Source organism: Streptomyces sp. NPDC057249, from assembly GCF_042669245.1.
In the GTDB taxonomy this organism is placed as follows: domain Bacteria; phylum Actinomycetota; class Actinomycetes; order Streptomycetales; family Streptomycetaceae; genus Streptomyces.
Map to the genome: position 1 here is coordinate 158042 of NZ_JBHUXS010000007.1, position 16873 is coordinate 174914.

The following is a 16873-nucleotide window of genomic DNA, read 5'->3' on the forward strand; positions in this document are numbered from 1 at the left end:
GGGGGCGCGGGAAACCGGCGTCAGTCAGGGCCGGGTGATGCGGAAGGGGACGTTCAGCGGCCCTCGACCGGGACGAAGTCGCGCAGGACCTCGCCGGTGTAGATCTGGCGCGGGCGGCCGATGCGGGAACCCGGCTCCTTGATCATCTCGTGCCACTGGGCGATCCAGCCGGGGAGCCGGCCGAGCGCGAAGAGCACGGTGAACATCTCGGTGGGGAAGCCCATCGCGCGGTAGATCAGACCCGTGTAGAAGTCCACGTTCGGGTAGAGGTTGCGCGAGACGAAGTACTCGTCGGAGAGCGCGTGCTCCTCCAGCTTGAGCGCGATGTCCAGCAGCTCGTCGGACTTGCCGAGGGCGGACAGCACGTCGTGCGCGGCGGCCTTGATGATCTTGGCGCGCGGGTCGAAGGACTTGTACACCCGGTGGCCGAAGCCCATCAGGCGGACGCCGTCCTCCTTGTTCTTCACCTTGCGGATGAAGGAGTCGACGTCGCCGCCGTTGGCCTGGATGCCTTCCAGCATCTCCAGGACGGACTGGTTGGCGCCGCCGTGCAGGGGGCCCCAGAGCGCCGAGATGCCGGCGGAGATCGAGGCGAACATGTTCGCCTGCGAGGAGCCGACCAGGCGGACGGTGGAGGTGGAGCAGTTCTGCTCGTGGTCCGCGTGCAGGATGAGCAGCTTGTCGAGCGCCGAGACGACGACCGGGTCCAGCTCGTACTCCTGGGCCGGCACCGAGAAGGTCATGCGCAGGAAGTTCTCGACGTAGCCGAGGTCGTTGCGCGGGTAGACGAACGGGTGACCGATCGACTTCTTGTACGCGTACGCGGCGATGGTCGGGAGCTTGGCGAGCAGCCGGATCGTCGAGAGGTGGCGCTGCTCCTCGTCGAACGGGTTGTGGCTGTCCTGGTAGAACGTGGACAGCGCGCTGACGACCGAGGACAGCATGGCCATCGGGTGGGCGTCGCGCGGGAAGCCGTCGAAGAACCGCTTGACGTCCTCGTGCAGCAGCGTGTGCTGGGTGATCTCGTTCTTGAAGGCCGACAGCTCGTCGACCTTGGGAAGCTCACCGTTGATCAGCGTGTACGCGACCTCGAGGAAGGTCGAACGCTCCGCGAGCTGCTCGATCGGGTAGCCGCGGTAGCGCAGGATGCCCTGCTCGCCGTCGAGGTAGGTGATGGCCGATTTATAGGCAGCGGTGTTGCCGTATCCGCTGTCCAGCGTCACCAGGCCGGTGTTCGCCCGGAGCTTCCCGATGTCGAAGCCCTTGTCGCCGACGGTGCTGTCGATCACCGGGTAGGTGTACTCGCCATCGCCGTACCGCAGTACCACAGCGTTGTTGGTGTGCTCGCTCACGTCATCCCTCACCGACGTAGTGCCTCTTCTTCGAGGTTCCCTGACTGTCTCCACCCTCCCCCATTTGGCTCAGGAGAGTGCACTCGGGGTCGTCCATTGGACCTACTCGCGGCACTGAGTGCCGCGAACTTAGCCATCCTGCCCCCTTGACTGCGGTTCCGGAAGACCTCCGTGATGTTTCCCACCGTTTTGATCGATCATTTTTACCGACGATCCTCCGTCGCCGCCTCCGCGGAGCCGGTGATCCAGCGCCGTACAGCGTCTGCCTGCGGAAACCGTGCGGACCGCCTGGCCGATCGCCTGCCGCGAGCCGACCAGGACGACGAGCTTCTTGGCCCGGGTCACGGCGGTGTAGAGCAGGTTGCGCTGGAGCATCATCCAGGCACTCTTCGTCACGGGGATGACGACGGCGGGGTACTCGCTGCCCTGCGAACGGTGGATCGTCATGGCGTACGCGTGGGACAGCTCGTCCAGCTCGTCGAAGTCGTAGCCGATCTCCTCGTCCTCGTCGGTGAGGACCGTCAGCCGCTGTTCGTCCAGGTCGAGGCCGGTGACGACGCCGACCGTGCCGTTGAAGACACCGTTCTCCCCCTTGTCGTAGTTGTTACGGATCTGGGTGACCTTGTCCCCCACGCGGAAGACCCGGCCGCCGAACCGCTTCTCGGGCACGCCGGGCCGGGCCGGGGTGATCACCTGCTGGAGCAGACCGTTGAGATGACCTGCCCCGGCCGGGCCCCGGTGCATCGGCGCGAGCACCTGGACGTCGCGCCGCGCGTTCAGCCCGAACTTGGCCGGAATACGGCGGGCGGCGACGTCCACCGCGAGCACTCCGGCGTCCTCCGTCTCGTCCTCCACGAAGAGGAAGAAGTCGCTGAGCCCCTGGGTGAGGGGCGGTACGCCGGAATTGATGCGGTGCGCGTTGGTGACGACGCCCGACTGCTGGGCCTGGCGGAAAATCGTGGTCAGCCGGACCGCCGGCACCGGGCCGCCCTCCGCGAGGAGGTCCCGCAGCACCTCTCCCGCCCCCACCGAGGGCAGCTGGTCCACATCGCCGACGAGCAGCAGGTGGGCACCCGGTGCCACCGCCTTCACCAGCTTGTTGGCGAGCAGCAGGTCGAGCATCGACGCCTCGTCCACGACGACCAGATCGGCGTCGAGCGGGCGGTCCTTGTCGTACGCCGCGTCGCCGCCGGGCTTCAGTTCCAGCAGCCGGTGCACGGTGGAGGCTTCGGCCCCGGTCAGCTCGGACAGCCGTTTGGCGGCCCGCCCGGTCGGCGCGGCCAGCACCACCTTAACCTTCTTGGCCCTCGCCAGCTCCACGATGGACCGCACCGTGAACGACTTGCCGCAGCCGGGGCCGCCGGTCAGCACGGCGACCTTCCGAGTGAGCGCGAGCCGCACGGCGGCCTCCTGCTCGGGCGCCAGCGTGGCGCCCGTCCGGCCCGCGAGCCACTTCAGCGCCTTCTCCCAGTCCACGTCCGCGAAGGCCGGCATCCGCTCCTCCGGCGTCCGCAGCAGCCGCCGCACCTGGGCTGCGAGGGAGATCTCCGCCCGGTGGAAGGGCACCAGATACACCGCGGTGACCGGCTCGCCGCCCTCGGGCGACGGCACCTTCTCCCGTACGACGCCCTCCGGCTCCTCGGCCAGCTCGGCCAGGCACTCGATGACGAGCCCGGTGTCCACCTGGAGCAGCTTCACCGCGTCCGCGATCAGCCGCTCCTCGGGCAGGAAGCAGTGCCCCTGATCGGTGGACTGCGACAGCGCGTACTGCAGCCCCGCCTTCACCCGTTCCGGGCTGTCGTGCGGGATGCCCACGGCCTGGGCGATCTTGTCGGCGGTCAGGAAGCCGATGCCCCAGACGTCGGCGGCCAGCCGGTAGGGCTGGTTCTTCACGACGGAGATGGAGGCGTCCTCGTACTTCTTGTAGATCCGCACCGCGATGGACGTCGAGACGCCGACGCCCTGGAGGAAGACCATGACCTCCTTGATGGCCTTCTGCTCCTCCCACGCGGCGGCGATCATCTTCGTCCGCTTGGGCCCGAGCCCGGGGACCTCGATGAGCCGCTTGGGCTCCCGCTCGATGATGTCGAGGGTGTCCACGCCGAAGTGGGTCGTGATCCGGTCGGCCATCACCGGCCCGATGCCCTTGATCAGCCCGGAGCCGAGGTAGCGCCGGATGCCCTGAATGGTGGCGGGGAGGACGGTCCGGTAGTTCTCCACGTGGAACTGCTTGCCGTACTGCGAGTGGGAGCCCCAACGCCCCTCCATCCGCAAGGACTCCCCGGGCTGCGCCCCGAGCAGCGCCCCGACGACGGTGAGCAGGTCGTTGCTCCCGCGCCCGGTGTCGACGCGGGCGACGGTGTAGCCGTTCTCCTCGTTGGCGTACGTGATGCGTTCGAGGACGCCTTCGAGGACGGCCAGGTTGGGGGTGTGGGGCGCGGTGGTGGCCATGGGGCGACGGTATCGGGTGGGTGCGACAGCGGTACGCGGGTGCCTGGCGGCGCTACGGTGAGGGGCATGGCGACCGAGTGGATCTCGATCAGCATGCCGTCCGAGGTCGGTGCCCGGATCAGGCAGCACGCGGCGGAGGCCGGTCTCAGCGTCTCCGCCTACATGATGATGGCCGCACAGGCGCAGATGGACCGGCAGGACCGCGTGAGGAAGGTCTTCGCGCCGTTCGAGGAAGCCTGTGCGGAGGCTGACGAACATGCGGGCTCCGGCACATGGGCCGGTGACGAGATCGAGCTGACCCGGGAGCAACGGGCGGAGGTAGCCCTCCTTTGGGAGGAAACGCGCTACCTGCTGCGCTCGCCGGCCAACGCCCGCCGCCTCCGCGCGTCCATTGCCGAGGCGGCGGCCGAGGACGGCGGAAGAGACGAATGAGACCCGTCGCGGCCACCTCCCCGATCCCACTCCGTCGTATCCAGTGCGCCGTCAGCGCCGTCGCTACAGCTGGTCGGGGTGCTGCCGTGACGCTGCCACCGCCCGGGAGCCCCGGCTCTCCGCGACGCGCCTGACGTCCCGGAGGGACTCGGTCAGGCGGCTCGCCAGGAAGTGCAGCTCCGGCCACGTGACCTTCCGGTCGGCCAGGAGGTCGGCCGCGTGGCCCAGCAGTTCGTCGGCCATGCCTAGTTGGACGCTCTCGATGTTGTCGGCCAGCCGCGAGACGTAGCCGTTGCCGTCCCCGAGGACGTAACAGGGCTTGCCGCCCTGCCCCTCCCAGGGCAGCAGCCTGATCGTCTGCTCTTCGGTTTCCTTCATGTTCTGTCTGCTTCCTGCGAGGGCCTGCGTTCTGTAGCGAACTCATCACAGAGTGGGGTCACGCGTCGCTACGCTGCCAGGGGGTCGGGGATGACAGCGGGTACGTCAAGACGGGGAGTTGAGCCGCATGGGTACGAAGCGGGCGCCGCGTTCGCCGCGACAGAAGTACGGCGAGGAGCTGCGGCTGCGACGCGTCGCGGCGGGCCTCACGCAGGAGGCGCTGAGCGAGATGGTGGTCTGCTCGCCCACGCTGATCAGCCACTACGAGGCGGGACGGCGGCTGCCCGGCCCGGACGACGCGCATCGGATCGACCTGGCACTGAAATCTGACGGCTTCTTCGTCAGGTGGCTCGAAGACCTGGAATCCAAGTACGCCAACTACTTCGCAGCCGTAGCGGAACTGGAGCGGCAGGCGGTGCGCATCCAGCAATTCGCCTTGTCACTCGTCCCGGGACTGCTCCAGACCCCTGATTACGCACGCGCGCTCTTCCAGGCGTACCGCCCCAACCACTGCCAGGAGGAGATTGACGAGGAGGTCGTCATCCGAACGGAACGTGCCTGCGTCCTCGACGGACCGTTGCGTCCTGTTCTCTGGACCCTCCTCGATGAAGCCGTGCTTCGACGGCGTGTAGGTGGACCACGTGTCATGGCTGACCAGCTGAACAAGATCGCGCACATGGCCGAGAGCGGTCGGCTGCGTCTGCATGTACTGCCGTTCGGGGCGGGAGCCCACTCCTTGCAGCAGAGCCTGCTGACACTGCTCAGCTTCGCGGACTCCGCGCCCGTGGCGTACGTTGAGGGCTTCCAGACAGGCAACTTGATGGACGATCCCGCCATGGTGACGGCCAGCCGCACGGCATACGATCTCGCCCTGAGCGACGCGTTGTCACACCAGCAATCGCTGGCCCTTGTGCGGGCAGCAGCAGAGGAACACGAACATGGTCAGCAGTAGGCGGTACGTAGCGGACTCGACCCTCTTCACCGGTTGGTTCAAGTCCAGTTACAGCGGCGGAGACCAGGGCGAATGCCTGGAAGCCGCACGCGGCTACGCCTCCGTCCCCGTCCGTGACAGCAAGGCCGCCGACGGCCCCGCCGTCGTGTTCTCCGCCGACGGCTGGTCCTCGTTCGTCACCGCCGTCAAGAGCGGCCGACTCGACGCCTGAGCCGCAGCGCCCCGGGACCCGCACCGCACAGGCGGGCCCCGGGGCGACCGCATTCAGCAGGCGTGCTCCGCGTACCGGGCCGCCACCTCCGCCAGGACCTCCGCGCCGTCCCTCGCCCACAGCGCCTCGTTGAAGATCTCCACCTCGATCGGGCCGTCGAAGCCCGCCTCCTCCACCGCGCGGCGGAAGAAGCGGAAGTCCACGCTGCCGTCGCCGAGTTGGCCCCGGCCGAGCAGGACGCCCGCCGGGAGCGGGGTGATCCAGTCCGCGAGCTGGAAGGAGTGGATGCGGCCCGTCGCGCCGGCCCGCGCGATCTGGGCGGGGGCCTGGTCGTCCCACCAGAGGTGGTACGTGTCCACGACGACGCCCACCTGCTCGGCCGGGAAGCGTTCGGCGAGGTCCAGGGCCTGGGAGAGCGTCGAGACCACGCAGCGGTCCGAGGCGAACATGGGGTGCAGGGGCTCGATCGCCAGGCGCACCCCGCGTTCGGCGGCGTACGGGGCCAGCTCGGCCAGGGCGTCCGCGATGCGTTCGCGGGCGCCGTACAGGTCCTTGCTGCCCTCCGGGAGGCCGCCCGAGACGAGGACCAGGGTGTCCGTGCCCACGCCCGCCGCCTCGTCCAGCGCGGCGCGGTTGTCGTCCAGGGCGCGGGCGCGCTCCGCCGGGTCCTGAGCGGTGAGGAAGCCGCCCCGGCACAGGCTGGTGACGGTCAGCCCGTGGTCGGACAGCAGCCGGGCGGTCGCCTCGATCCCGTACGACTGCACGGGGGCCCGCCAGAGGCCCACCTTGTCGATGCCCGCCTTCGCGCAGCCCTCGGCCAGCTCCGGGAGCGACCACTGCTTGATGGTCTCCTGGTTGATGGAGAGACGGCCGTCGCTCATCGAGTGCCTCCGTTGACCGTGAGGAGTGCGCGCATCCGGGACTCCGCGAGGTCCGGGTCCGGGAACAGGCCGAGCCGGTCGGCGAGTTCGTACGCCTTCGCCAGGTGCGGCAGCGAGCGGGCCGACTGGAGGCCGCCCACCATCGTGAAGTGGTCCTGGTGGCCCGCCAGCCAGGCCAGGAAGACGACACCCGTCTTGTAGAAGCGGGTCGGCGCCTGGAAGAGGTGCCGGGACAACTCGACCGTTGGATCGAGCAGTTCGCGGAAGCCCTTCACGTCACCCGTGTCCAGTACCCGTACCGCGTGCGCGGCCAGCGGGCCCAGCGGGTCGAAGATGCCGAGCAGCGCGTGGCTGAAGCCCCGGTCGTCGCCCGCGATCAGCTCCGGGTAGTTGAAGTCGTCCCCGGTGTAGCAGCGGACCCCGCTCGGGAGCCGGCGGCGCACGTCGATCTCGCGGTCCGCGTCGAGCAGCGACATCTTGATGCCGTCGACCTTGTCCGGGTGCTCCGCGATGACCTGGAGGAACGTGTCCGTGGCCAGGTCCAGGTCGGTGGAGCCCCAGTAGCCGTCGAGCGCCGGGTCGAACATCGGACCCAGCCAGTGCAGGACGACCGGTTCCGTCGCCTGGCGCAGCAGGTGGGCGTACGTGTCCAGGTAGTCCTGGGGGCCCTTCGCTGCGGCGGCGAGCGCGCGGGAGGCCATCAGGATGGCCTGGGCGCCGCTCTCCTCGACCACGGCGAGCTGTTCCTCGTACGCGGCACGCACCTCGGCGAGCGTCGCCGGGCCGGGCGGCAGCTGGTCCGTGCCGACGCCGCAGGCGATGCGCCCGCCGACGGACCTGGCCTCGGCGGCCGAGCGGCGGATCAGCTCCTCGGCGCCCGCCCAGTCCAGGCCCATGCCGCGCTGCGCGGTGTCCATGGCCTCGGCCACGCCCAGCCCGTGCGACCAGAGGTGGCGGCGGAAGGCGAGGGTGGCGTCCCAGTCGACGGCGGCCGGGGAGTCCGGGGTGACGTCGGCGTACGGGTCGGCGACGACGTGCGCGGCGGAGAAGACCGTACGGGAGGCGAGCGGCGTCCCCGCCGGGGCGAGGTCGAGCGGGGTGGCCCGGGGTTCGTACGGGCCCTGCGGGAGATGGATGGTCACGGTGACGGCTCCTCGGGGCCGGAGGGGAGGCGGCGGGTCACAGCGACAGCTCCGGGACGTCCAGGCGGCGGCCCTCCGCGTGGGACTTCAGGCCGAGCTCCGCGAGCTGCACGCCGCGCGCACCCGCCATCAGGTCCCAGGTGTAGGGCTCGTCCAGCACGATGTGGCGGAGGAACAGCTCCCACTGGGCCTTGAAGCCGTTGTCGAACACCGCGTTGTCCGGGACCTCCTGCCACTGGTCGCGGAAGGACTCGGTGACCGGCAGGTCCGGATTCCAGACCGGCTTGGGGGTGGCCGAGCGGTGCTGGACGCGGCAGTTGCGCAGGCCGGCGACGGCGGAGCCGTGGGTGCCGTCCACCTGGAACTCGACCAGCTCGTCGCGGTTGACCCGGACCGCCCAGGAGGAGTTGATCTGGGCGACCGCGCCGCCCTCCAGCTGGAAGATGCCGTAGGCGGCGTCGTCGGCGGTCGCGGCGTAGGGCTTGCCGTGCTCGTCGCGGCGCTCGGGGATGTGGGTCTGGACGTGCGCCTGGACCGTGGTGACCCGGCCGAACAGCTCGTGGAGCACGTACTCCCAGTGCGGGAACATGTCCACGACGATGCCGCCGCCGTCCTCCGCGCGGTAGTTCCAGGAGGGGCGCTGGGCCTCCTGCCAGTCGCCCTCGAAGACCCAGTAGCCGAACTCGCCGCGCACGGACAGGATCTCGCCGAAGAAGCCGCCGTCGATGAGGCGCTTCAGCTTCAACAGGCCCGGCAGGAAGATCTTGTCCTGGACGACGCCGTGCTTGATGCCGGCCTCCTGGGCCAGGCGGGCCAGGTCGAGAGCGCCCTGGACGTCCGTGGCGGTGGGCTTCTCGGTGTAGATGTGCTTGCCGGCGGCGACGGCCTTCTTGATCGCCTCCACCCGGGCCTGGGTGACCTGGGCGTCGAAGTAGATGTCGACGGTGTCGTCCGCGAGGACCGCGTCCAGGTCGGTCGACCACTCGGTCAGGCCGTGGCGGGCGGCCAGCTCCTCCAGGGCGTGGGCGCGGCGGCCGACCAGGATCGGTTCGGGCCACAGCACGTCGCCGTCGCCGAGGTCGAGGCCGCCCTGCTCGCGGATCGCGAGGATCGAGCGCACCAGGTGCTGCCGGTATCCCATGCGTCCCGTCACGCCGTTCATGGCGATGCGCACTGTCCTGCGTGTCACGAAAGTTCCCTCCGTACAGCCGTAGCAAGCGCTTTCTATGCGGGATGACGCTAGCCTGCCGACAGCGGCCCGGACAAGAGGGGGCCCGTCAATCGGTCAGAGGCCACGGAGGAAAGCGATGACAGTCACCCTGGCGGACGTGGCGGCCCGCGCCCGGGTGTCCCCGGCCACCGTCTCCCGTGTGCTGAACGGCAATTACCCGGTGGCGGCGTCCACCCGGGAACGGGTGCTGCGCGCGGTGGACGACCTGGACTACGTGCTGAACGGGCAGGCCAGCGCCCTGGCGGCGGCCACCTCGGACCTGGTCGGCGTCCTCGTCAACGACATCGCCGACCCGTTCTTCGGGATCATGGCGGGCGCCGCGCAGACGGAGATAGGCGGGCCCGGCGACGGGTCCGGCCGGGCGGGCGGCGAGAAACTGGCGGTCGTCTGCAACACCGGGGGCTCCCCCGCCCGCGAGCTGACCTACCTCACCCTGCTCCAGCGCCAGCGCGCCACCGCCGTCGTCCTCACCGGGGGCGCGGTGGAGGACCCGGAGCACCAGACGGCGATGGCCGCGAAGCTCGCCAAGCTCGCGGAGGCGGGGACCCGGGTCGTGCTCTGCGGGCGGCCCCCGCTGCCGGACGGGGCGTCCGTGGTGGCGGCGCTGGCCTTCGACAACCAGGGCGGCGCCCGGCGCCTCACCGAGCACCTGCTCTCCCTCGGCCACCGCCGGATCGGCTATGTCGCGGGCCCCCTGGAACGGACCACCACCCGCCACCGCCTGGCCGGTCACCGGGAGGCGATGCGCGCGGCGGGGGCGGCCGGGGACGAGGACCGGCTGACGGTGCACGGCTCGTACGACCGGGGCTCCGGCTACGACGCCACGGTCGAACTCCTGCGCCGCGAACCGGGGATCACGGCGGTCGTCGCCGCGAACGACACGGTGGCGCTCGGCGCGGCGGCGGCGGTCCGCGACCGGGGGTTGCGCATCCCCGAGGACATCTCGGTGGCCGGCTTCGACGACCTGCCGTTCTCCGTGGACGTGGTCCCGGCCCTGACGACCGTGCGGCTGCCGCTCTTCGAGGCCGGGGCGCGGGCGGGCCGGCTGGCCATGGGCAAGGAGGACCCGCCGCCCGGCGGCATCGCGCTGATCCCGGCCGAGCTGATGGTGCGCGGCTCGACGGGGGCGCCCCGGGGTGAGTCCTTCGGGCCTGGGTACACGGGAGGGCCACCGCCCTCGTGGAACGACGGAAGGAACACCACGTGAAGCTCGCTTTCTCCACCCTCGGAGTGCCGGGGCTGCCCATGCCCGAGGTCGTCTGGCTGGCCGCCGGGGGCGGCTACCAGGGGGTCGAGCTGCGCGCCCACCCCGAGGAGCCGGTGCACCTGGGGCTCGGCGCGTCCGGACGGGCCGCGGTGCGCGCGGAGTTCGAGCGCGGCGGGGTGGAGATCCTGACCGTCGCCGGGTACGCGCGGGTCGCCGCGGAGGGCGAGGACCAGCCGGTCCTGGACGAGCTGGCCGCGCTGACCGAGCTGGCCCGGGACCTGGGCGCGTCGTACGTCCGGGTGTTCCCCGGCGGCGGCGACCAGGACCCGGAGGAGGCCGACGCGGCCGCCGCCCGCCGGCTGGGCGCGGCCGCTCCGTACGCCGCCGACCTGGGCGTACGCATCCTCCTGGAGACCCATGACTCGCACCGGGCGGGGGCCGACGTGGCCCGGGTGGCGGGTACGGTGGGGCACAAGAGCATCGGTGCGCTGTGGGACGTCATGCACACCTGGCTGGCGGGCGAGGAACCGGTGGCCAGCCACGCGGTGCTGGCCCCGCACCTCGGCTACGTACAGGTGAAGGACATCGCGTCGGCGGACGACACCACGCCGCTCGCGCTCGGGGAAGGGGTGCTGCCGCTGCGGGCGTGCCTGGACACGCTGGACCCGGACGGCTGGGTCTGCTGGGAGTACGAGAAGCGCTGGTACCCGGGGGCGGCGGAGCTGCCGGAGCTGCTGGGCGCGGGCCGCGAGCACCTGTTGCGGCTGGGCGCGCCGAAGCAGTAAGCGGTCTCAGGCGGGTGCCGGCTCCGGGGCGGGCGCCCGGCGCGTCCCGGTCAGCGAGGTGAGCGCGACCCCGCCGACGAGGAGCGCCGCCGCGCACCACCGCAGCGGGCTCACCGACTCACCGAGCACCAGCGCGGCCGAGGACATGCCGAAGACGGGCACCAGCAGGGTGAAGGGGGCCACCGAGGACGCCTGGTAGCGGCTGAGCAGGAAGCCCCACGCGCCGAAGCCGAAGACCGTGGCGATCCAGGCGACGTAGACGATGGCTCCGGCCCCGCTCCAGTCGAGCCCGGCCAGCGCCTCGCGGTCGCGGTCCCAGCCCTCGAAGAGCAGGGAGAGCCCGAGCAGCGGCAGGACGGGCACCGTCGAGACCCACACCATGAAGTTGAGCGGGTCGGGCGGGGCGGCCTTGCGGGTCAGCACGTTGGACACGCCCCAGCAGGCCGCCGCCGCGATCACCAGGACGAAGGCGAGGACGGGACCGCTCGCGCCCTCGTCGACCGCCGCGACGCCGATGCCGGCGAGCGCCACGCCCATGCCCAGCAGCTTCACGCGCCCCGGCCGTTCGCCCAGCGCCACGGCCGCGAAGAGCGTGGTGAACACGGCCTGGACCTGGAGGACGAGCGAGGAGAGACCGGCGCCCATCCCCCGGTCCATGCCGATGAACAGCAGCCCGAACTTGGCGACCCCGAGGGCCAGCCCGACCCCGACGATCCACTTCCAGGCGACCTTCGGCCTGCCCACGAGGAAGACGGCCGGCAGCGCGGCGGCCAGGAAGCGCAGGGCCGAGAAGAGGAGCGGCGGGAAGTGGTCGAGACCCAGCTCGATGACGACGAAATTGACGCCCCAGACGGCTGCCACCAGGGCGGCCAGGGCGATGTGGAGGGGACGCATGGACCGAGGATCACCCGGCCCGACCATGTAGCACCAGCGCGCGTTCCTTCATGGTGGAATTGAGCATCGCTAACGATTCACGGCCCGTTTCGGAGGCTTCGGATGCTCGATCTCGCCCGGCTGCGCGCGCTGCACGCGGTCTCCGTCCACGGTTCCGTCGCGGGCGCGGCGGCGGCCCTCGGCTACACCCCGTCGGCGGTCTCGCAGCAGATCACGAAGCTGGAGCGGGAGACCCGTACGACCCTGCTGGAGCGGCGCGGCCGGGGCGTCGCGCTGACCGAGGAGGCCGTCCATCTGGTGTCCGCCGCCCAGCAGTTGCTGGCGATCGTGGAGCGCGCGGAGACCTCGCTGGAGGAGCGCCGGGGGCTGCCGACGGGCCGCCTTTCGGTGGGCGCGTTCGCCTCGGCGGCGCGTGGGCTGCTGCCGGGGGTCCTCGCGGATCTGGACCGGGAGCACCCGGGGCTCGACGTGCGGATGACCGAGGTGGACCCGCATCTGTCGGTGGACCTGGTCGCCAAGGGCGTGATCGATCTGGCCGTCGCGCACGACTGGGACATCGCGCCGCTGCCGGCCCCGGAGGGCGTGGAGCAGGCGGTGATCGGGGACGACGCGTGCGACCTGCTGGTCCCGGCGGGGCACCGGCTGGCGGGGCGGGACGGGGTGCGGCGCGAGGAGCTGGCCCGGGAGCGGTGGATCTGCCAGCCGCCGGGGACGGTCTGCCACGACTGGCTCGTACGGACGCTGCGCGCGGCGGGCTACGAGCCGGACATCCGGCACCAGGCGGAGGAGAACCACACCCAGCTCGCCCTGCTCGCCGCCGGTCTCGGGGTCGCGATGATCCCCCGGCTCGGGCGCGGACCGCTGCCGGAGGGCGTGGTGGCGGTGCGGATGGACCCGGTGCCGGTGCGGCGGCTGTACGCGCTGTGGCGGACGGGGGCGGCCCGGCGGCCCGCGATCACGGCGGCGGTGGCGGCCCTCCAGGCGCACGGGGCGGGGGCGGGGCTGCGGTAGGCGGGCCGGCAGGTGGCGGGGACGCGCTCAAAACGGCCCGCACCCTTGACCGGAAGTTATTTTCTGGATATCCGTGCTCCTTGGAAGTTTCTTTCACCCCCTCGTCACCGAGAACGGCCGAAGGAGCTCACGTGCACCACCGCACCTCCAGACGCACCCTCCTCACCGCCACCGCCGCCACCGCCGTCGCGGCGGCAGCGGGCATGGCGACCGCCCCGGGGGCCTCTGCCGCCCAGGGCACCGGCACCGCGCACAGCGGTCACACCTCCGCCGCCACGACCCGGCGGCTGAAGCGGCTCATCTCCCGGATGAGCCTGGAGGAGAAGGTCGGCCAGCTCTTCGTCATGCGGGTCTACGGGCACTCCGCCACCGACCCCGACCAGGCCGACATCGACTCCAATCTCGCCGAGATCGGGGTGCGTACGGCCGCCGAGATGATCGCCAAGTACCACGTCGGCGGGATCATCTACTTCGCCTGGGCCCACAACACCCGCGACCCGCACCAGATCGCCGAGCTCTCCAACGGCATCCAGCGCGCGGGGCTCGCGGGCCCGTCCCGCATCCCGCTGCTGATCTCCACCGACCAGGAGCACGGCATCGTCTGCCGCGTCGGCGAACCGGCCACGCTGATGCCGGGCGCGATGGCGCTGGGCGCGGGCGGTTCGCGCTCCGACGCCCGCAGGGCCGGGCAGATCGCGGGCGCCGAGCTGGCGGCGCTCGGCATCAACCAGAACTACGCGCCGGACGCCGACGTCAACGTGAACCCGGCCAACCCGGTCATCGGCGTCCGCTCCTTCGGCTCCGACCCGCAGTCCGTGGCCGGGATGGTCGCCGCGCAGGTGAAGGGGTATCAGAGCGCCGGAATCGCCTCCACGGCCAAGCACTTCCCGGGCCACGGCGACACGAGCACCGACAGCCACACCGGCCTGCCGGTCATCGGCCACACCCGGGAGCAGTGGGCGGAGCTGGACGCGCCCCCGTTCCGGGCGGCCGTCGCGGCGGGGATCGACTCGATCATGACCGCGCACATCGTGGTGCCCGCGCTCGACCCGGCCGAGGACCCGGCGACCCTGTCGAAGCCGATCCTCACCGGCATCCTGCGCGAGGAGCTGGGCTACGACGGGGTCGTGGTCACCGACTCGCTCGGCATGCAGGGCGTGCGCACGAAGTACGGGGACGAGCGGGTGCCGGTGCTCGCGCTCCAGGCGGGGGTGGACCAGCTGCTGAACCCGCCGAGCCTGGACGTCTCGTGGAACGCGCTGCTGGCGGCCGTGAAGAGCGGCGAGGTCAGTGAGGCCCGGCTCGACGAATCGATCCTGCGCATCCTGCGCCTGAAGACGAAGCTGGGGCTCTTCGACCGGCCGTTCGTCTCCGGGCACGGGGTGGACCGTACGGTCGGCACCCGGGCGCACCTGGCCGCCGCCGACCGGATCGCCGAGCGCACGACGACCCTGCTGGCCAACGAGGGCCGGCTGCTGCCGCTGTCGCGCCGCTCGCACCGGAACCTGCTGGTGGTGGGCGCCGACCCGGCCTCGCCGTCGGGCACCACGGGACCGCCGACGAAGACGCTGGCCGAGGCGTTCGACGAGCTGGGCTTCGCGGCGACCGCGCTGTCCACCGGGACCGCGCCCACGAAGGCGGCCATCGACGCGGCGGTGGCGGCGGCGCGGGGCAAGGACGCGGTGGTGGTGGGGACGTACAACGTCTCGGCGACCAGCTCGCAGCGGACGCTGGTCAGCGCGCTGGCCGCGACCGGCGTACCGGTGATCACGGTCGCCATCCGCAATCCGTACGACATCGCGCGGCTGGCGGACACGGGGCACAGGGCGCACCTGGCCGCGTACTCCTGGACCGATGTCGAACTGCGCGCGGCGGCCCGGGTGATCGCGGGCCGGGTCCGGCCGGAGGGGAAGCTTCCGGTGCCGGTACAGCGGGCGGACGACCCGTCGCAGGTGCTGTACCCGGTGGGGTACGGGCTGAAGTACTGAGCCCGGTCGGCCTAGACTCGGCAGCATGAAGCCACAGCGGTTAGGAACGCTCAGTCTCCGCCTCGATGCTTTGTACTGCCTGGTCATGGGGTCCGTCGTGGCCCTGACCGCGCCCGCGACCGCTTCCGCCGTCCCGCTGCCCCTGCCGCTGATCGTCGCGGCAGGGGCAGCGGTCGTCGGGTGGGCGGGTGCGGTGGAGTGGATGCGGGTGAAACTGCCGCAGCCGCGTGCGCTGCGGATCGTGCTGACCGCCAACATCGCGGCGACCCTGCTCGTCGCCGCGCTGGCGGTGGCCGCCGTCCCCGTGCTCTCGGTGCTGGTGATCCTGTCCGTGGCCGTGGACATCGCGCTGTTCGCCGTGAGCCAGGCGGTCGCGCTCACCCGGCTGCGTACGACGACGGCCTGACCCGCGCCGGAGGCGTTCGGCGGGGGCCGTTCCGTGTCCTACGGACGCCGGACGCCGAGGCGGTGGTCGGTCGTCAGCTCCTTGTTGTCGAGCCGCGCGTCGAACTTCGCGAGCGGCTTCGCCTTGGACTCGTCCTGCTGCACGGCGGCCGGGGCGACGCCCGCCCAGCGCAGGATCGCGGCGGTGGCCGTGGCGTTCTCCGAGGGCGCGAGGCCCGCGACGTTCGAGCCGTGGTTCCCGCCGGGCACGGTGAACACGTAGCTGTCACGGGCGCCCGCCCCGAGCCGGAAGCGCTCGGCGCCCCACGGGTCGTTCTCGCCGTAGACGTACAGCATGTGGGTGGCGTGGTGCCTCACCCAGGTGTCGACGTCGCGCATCACGGAGGGCTGGAACCTCATCGGGATGGAGCGCGGCACGAAGTTGCGCGGCGGCTGGTAGCCGTAGCGGCTCAGATTCCCCAGCCAGGGCTGCTTGATGTCGGGCGAACCGAGCTGGGTGCCCGCCTGGTAGTAGTACGGCGTGTAGTTGGCCAGGCCCTGGTCGGTGTAGGCGGAGAAGCCGGAGATGGCGTCGACCGAGTTCCAGATCTCCTGGTCGGTGGCCTTCTTCGCGTCGGCCGGCAGGGTGTCGCAGTCGGCGAGCAGGCTGTACTGCCAGAACGCCCACACGTAGTCCATGACGACGGCCTCGTACGCCCGGTCCAGCGAGCCGACGGTGTCGAAGGTGTAGCCGTTGTCGGCGGCGTACCGCGCGTACTTCTCCTCCAGCGGTGCGCGGCGGATCAGGGCCTCGCGCTGGACGCCGCCGAGCTTGTCGCGGCACTCCTTGGTGCCGACCTTCGCGAAGAACCGGTCGTACGCCGAGTCCTCCTTGTTCACCACGTCGTTGGGGGCGACATAGGCGACGACGCCGTCCATGTCCTTCGGGTAGAAGCGCTCGTAGTACGTGGCGGTCATGCCGCCCTTGGAGCCGCCGGTGGTCAGCCAGTTCTCGGAGTAGATCCGCTTGAGCGCGGTGAAGACGCGGTGCTGGTCGCTGGCCGCCTGCCAGATGTCGAGCTTGGACCAGTCGGCGGGCGAGGGGCGCGACGGGGTGAAGTACCGGTACTCCAGCGAGACCTGGTTGCCGTCGATGATCCGGGTGGGCTCGGAGCGGCTGGGGTTGGTCGAGACGTTGTAGCCGCCGGTGTAGAAGACCGTGGGGCGGGAGGTGTCCTTGTGCAGCAGGGTGATCCGCTGCTGGAACGTTCCCTTGGACGGGTGGCGGTGGTCGACCGGCTGGGTGTAGTTGAGGACGAAGTAACGGTAGCCCGCGTAGGGCTTCTCCTGGATGAGACTCATGCCTGGGATGGCCAGGATGCGGTCCTTGATGTCCGTGCTCGTTCCGCCGTCGTTCACGGCGGTGCCGAGCGGGGCCGGTTCGGCGGCGGTGGCCGCCCCGGCCGAGGCACCCGTCGCACTCACCGTGCCGATGAGCACCGCGAGCGACAGGATTCCTCTGAGCGCCTTGCGCATGCGTGTCCTCCCCTGAGCCGTCTGCGGAGTCCCGCGAG

The 16873-nt window shown here is 71.2% G+C and carries 16 protein-coding genes; 8 read left to right on the top strand and 8 right to left on the bottom strand.

The annotated features are described in order from the left end of the window. Window positions 1-53: 53 nt before the first annotated feature. On the bottom strand, window positions 54-1352 hold the full coding sequence (locus ACFUJY_RS15300) for a citrate synthase (protein WP_018552758.1): 1299 nt from the start codon (window positions 1350-1352) through the stop codon (window positions 54-56). A gap of 129 nt (window positions 1353-1481) precedes the next feature. After that, entirely contained in the window at window positions 1482-3803 is a 2322-nt protein-coding gene (locus ACFUJY_RS15305) for an ATP-dependent RecD-like DNA helicase (protein WP_383298883.1), read from the bottom strand. A 66-nt stretch (window positions 3804-3869) separates the two neighbouring features. Here ACFUJY_RS15305 and ACFUJY_RS15310 point away from each other — a divergent pair, with 66 nt between their 5' ends. Then, complete coding sequence (locus ACFUJY_RS15310) at window positions 3870-4235, top strand: hypothetical protein (protein ID WP_383298886.1); 366 nt, start codon at window positions 3870-3872, stop codon at window positions 4233-4235. Between the two features lie 63 nt (window positions 4236-4298). On the opposite strand, the gene ACFUJY_RS15315 is transcribed toward ACFUJY_RS15310, so the two are convergent. Beyond that, window positions 4299-4613 carry a hypothetical protein gene (locus ACFUJY_RS15315; protein ID WP_383298889.1) on the bottom strand — a complete coding sequence of 105 codons (315 nt, stop codon included), beginning with the start codon at window positions 4611-4613 and terminating at the stop codon, window positions 4299-4301. Between the two features lie 127 nt (window positions 4614-4740). Here ACFUJY_RS15315 and ACFUJY_RS15320 point away from each other — a divergent pair, with 127 nt between their 5' ends. Both ACFUJY_RS15320 and ACFUJY_RS15325 read left to right on the top strand, forming a co-directional pair. Further along, on the top strand, window positions 4741-5565 hold the full coding sequence (locus ACFUJY_RS15320; RefSeq protein ID WP_383298891.1) for a Scr1 family TA system antitoxin-like transcriptional regulator: 825 nt from the start codon (window positions 4741-4743) through the stop codon (window positions 5563-5565). Beyond that, window positions 5552-5776 (top strand): DUF397 domain-containing protein, encoded by a 225-nt coding sequence (locus tag ACFUJY_RS15325; RefSeq protein WP_383298894.1) that lies wholly within the window; start codon window positions 5552-5554, stop codon window positions 5774-5776. The genes ACFUJY_RS15320 and ACFUJY_RS15325 overlap by 14 nt, the downstream gene beginning before the upstream one ends. 53 nt (window positions 5777-5829) lie before the next feature. Here ACFUJY_RS15325 and ACFUJY_RS15330 read toward each other — a convergent pair whose 3' ends face one another. The 3 genes from ACFUJY_RS15330 to ACFUJY_RS15340 are packed head-to-tail and all read right to left on the bottom strand — an operon-like array spanning window position 5830 to window position 8988. Next, on the bottom strand, window positions 5830-6657 hold the full coding sequence (locus tag ACFUJY_RS15330; protein WP_383298897.1) for a sugar phosphate isomerase/epimerase family protein: 828 nt from the start codon (window positions 6655-6657) through the stop codon (window positions 5830-5832). After that, entirely contained in the window at window positions 6654-7799 is a 1146-nt protein-coding gene (locus ACFUJY_RS15335) for a dihydrodipicolinate synthase family protein (protein WP_383298900.1), read from the bottom strand. The genes ACFUJY_RS15330 and ACFUJY_RS15335 overlap by 4 nt, the downstream gene beginning before the upstream one ends. Window positions 7800-7836: 37 nt before the next feature. After that, window positions 7837-8988, bottom strand: coding sequence for a Gfo/Idh/MocA family protein (locus tag ACFUJY_RS15340; protein ID WP_383298903.1), 1152 nt, complete (start codon window positions 8986-8988; stop codon window positions 7837-7839). Between the two features lie 118 nt (window positions 8989-9106). Here ACFUJY_RS15340 and ACFUJY_RS15345 point away from each other — a divergent pair, with 118 nt between their 5' ends. Together ACFUJY_RS15345 and ACFUJY_RS15350 are read left to right on the top strand one after the other, a co-directional pair. Next, a complete protein-coding gene (locus tag ACFUJY_RS15345; RefSeq protein ID WP_383298906.1) occupies window positions 9107-10237 on the top strand; it encodes a LacI family DNA-binding transcriptional regulator in 1131 nt (376 codons plus the stop codon). Further along, entirely contained in the window at window positions 10234-11022 is a 789-nt protein-coding gene (locus ACFUJY_RS15350) for a sugar phosphate isomerase/epimerase family protein (RefSeq protein WP_383298909.1), read from the top strand. The genes ACFUJY_RS15345 and ACFUJY_RS15350 overlap by 4 nt, the downstream gene beginning before the upstream one ends. 6 nt (window positions 11023-11028) lie before the next feature. Here the strand turns inward: ACFUJY_RS15350 and ACFUJY_RS15355 are convergent, their stop codons facing one another. Further along, window positions 11029-11916 carry an EamA family transporter gene (locus ACFUJY_RS15355; RefSeq protein ID WP_383298911.1) on the bottom strand — a complete coding sequence of 296 codons (888 nt, stop codon included), beginning with the start codon at window positions 11914-11916 and terminating at the stop codon, window positions 11029-11031. A gap of 102 nt (window positions 11917-12018) precedes the next feature. Here ACFUJY_RS15355 and ACFUJY_RS15360 point away from each other — a divergent pair, with 102 nt between their 5' ends. The 3 genes from ACFUJY_RS15360 to ACFUJY_RS15370 all read left to right on the top strand — a co-directional run bounded on the left by ACFUJY_RS15360 (window position 12019) and on the right by ACFUJY_RS15370 (window position 15321). Then, complete coding sequence (locus ACFUJY_RS15360; protein ID WP_383298914.1) at window positions 12019-12927, top strand: LysR family transcriptional regulator; 909 nt, start codon at window positions 12019-12021, stop codon at window positions 12925-12927. Window positions 12928-13058: 131 nt separating this feature from the next. After that, on the top strand, window positions 13059-14915 hold the full coding sequence (locus ACFUJY_RS15365) for a glycoside hydrolase family 3 protein (RefSeq protein WP_383298917.1): 1857 nt from the start codon (window positions 13059-13061) through the stop codon (window positions 14913-14915). An 85-nt stretch (window positions 14916-15000) separates the two neighbouring features. Continuing rightward, a complete protein-coding gene (locus tag ACFUJY_RS15370; protein ID WP_383298920.1) occupies window positions 15001-15321 on the top strand; it encodes a hypothetical protein in 321 nt (106 codons plus the stop codon). 38 nt (window positions 15322-15359) lie between these two features. On the opposite strand, the gene ACFUJY_RS15375 is transcribed toward ACFUJY_RS15370, so the two are convergent. Then, window positions 15360-16835: a S28 family serine protease gene (locus ACFUJY_RS15375; RefSeq protein WP_383298922.1), complete on the bottom strand. Its 1476-nt coding sequence runs from the start codon at window positions 16833-16835 to the stop codon at window positions 15360-15362. Between the last annotated feature and the right edge of the window lie 38 nt (window positions 16836-16873).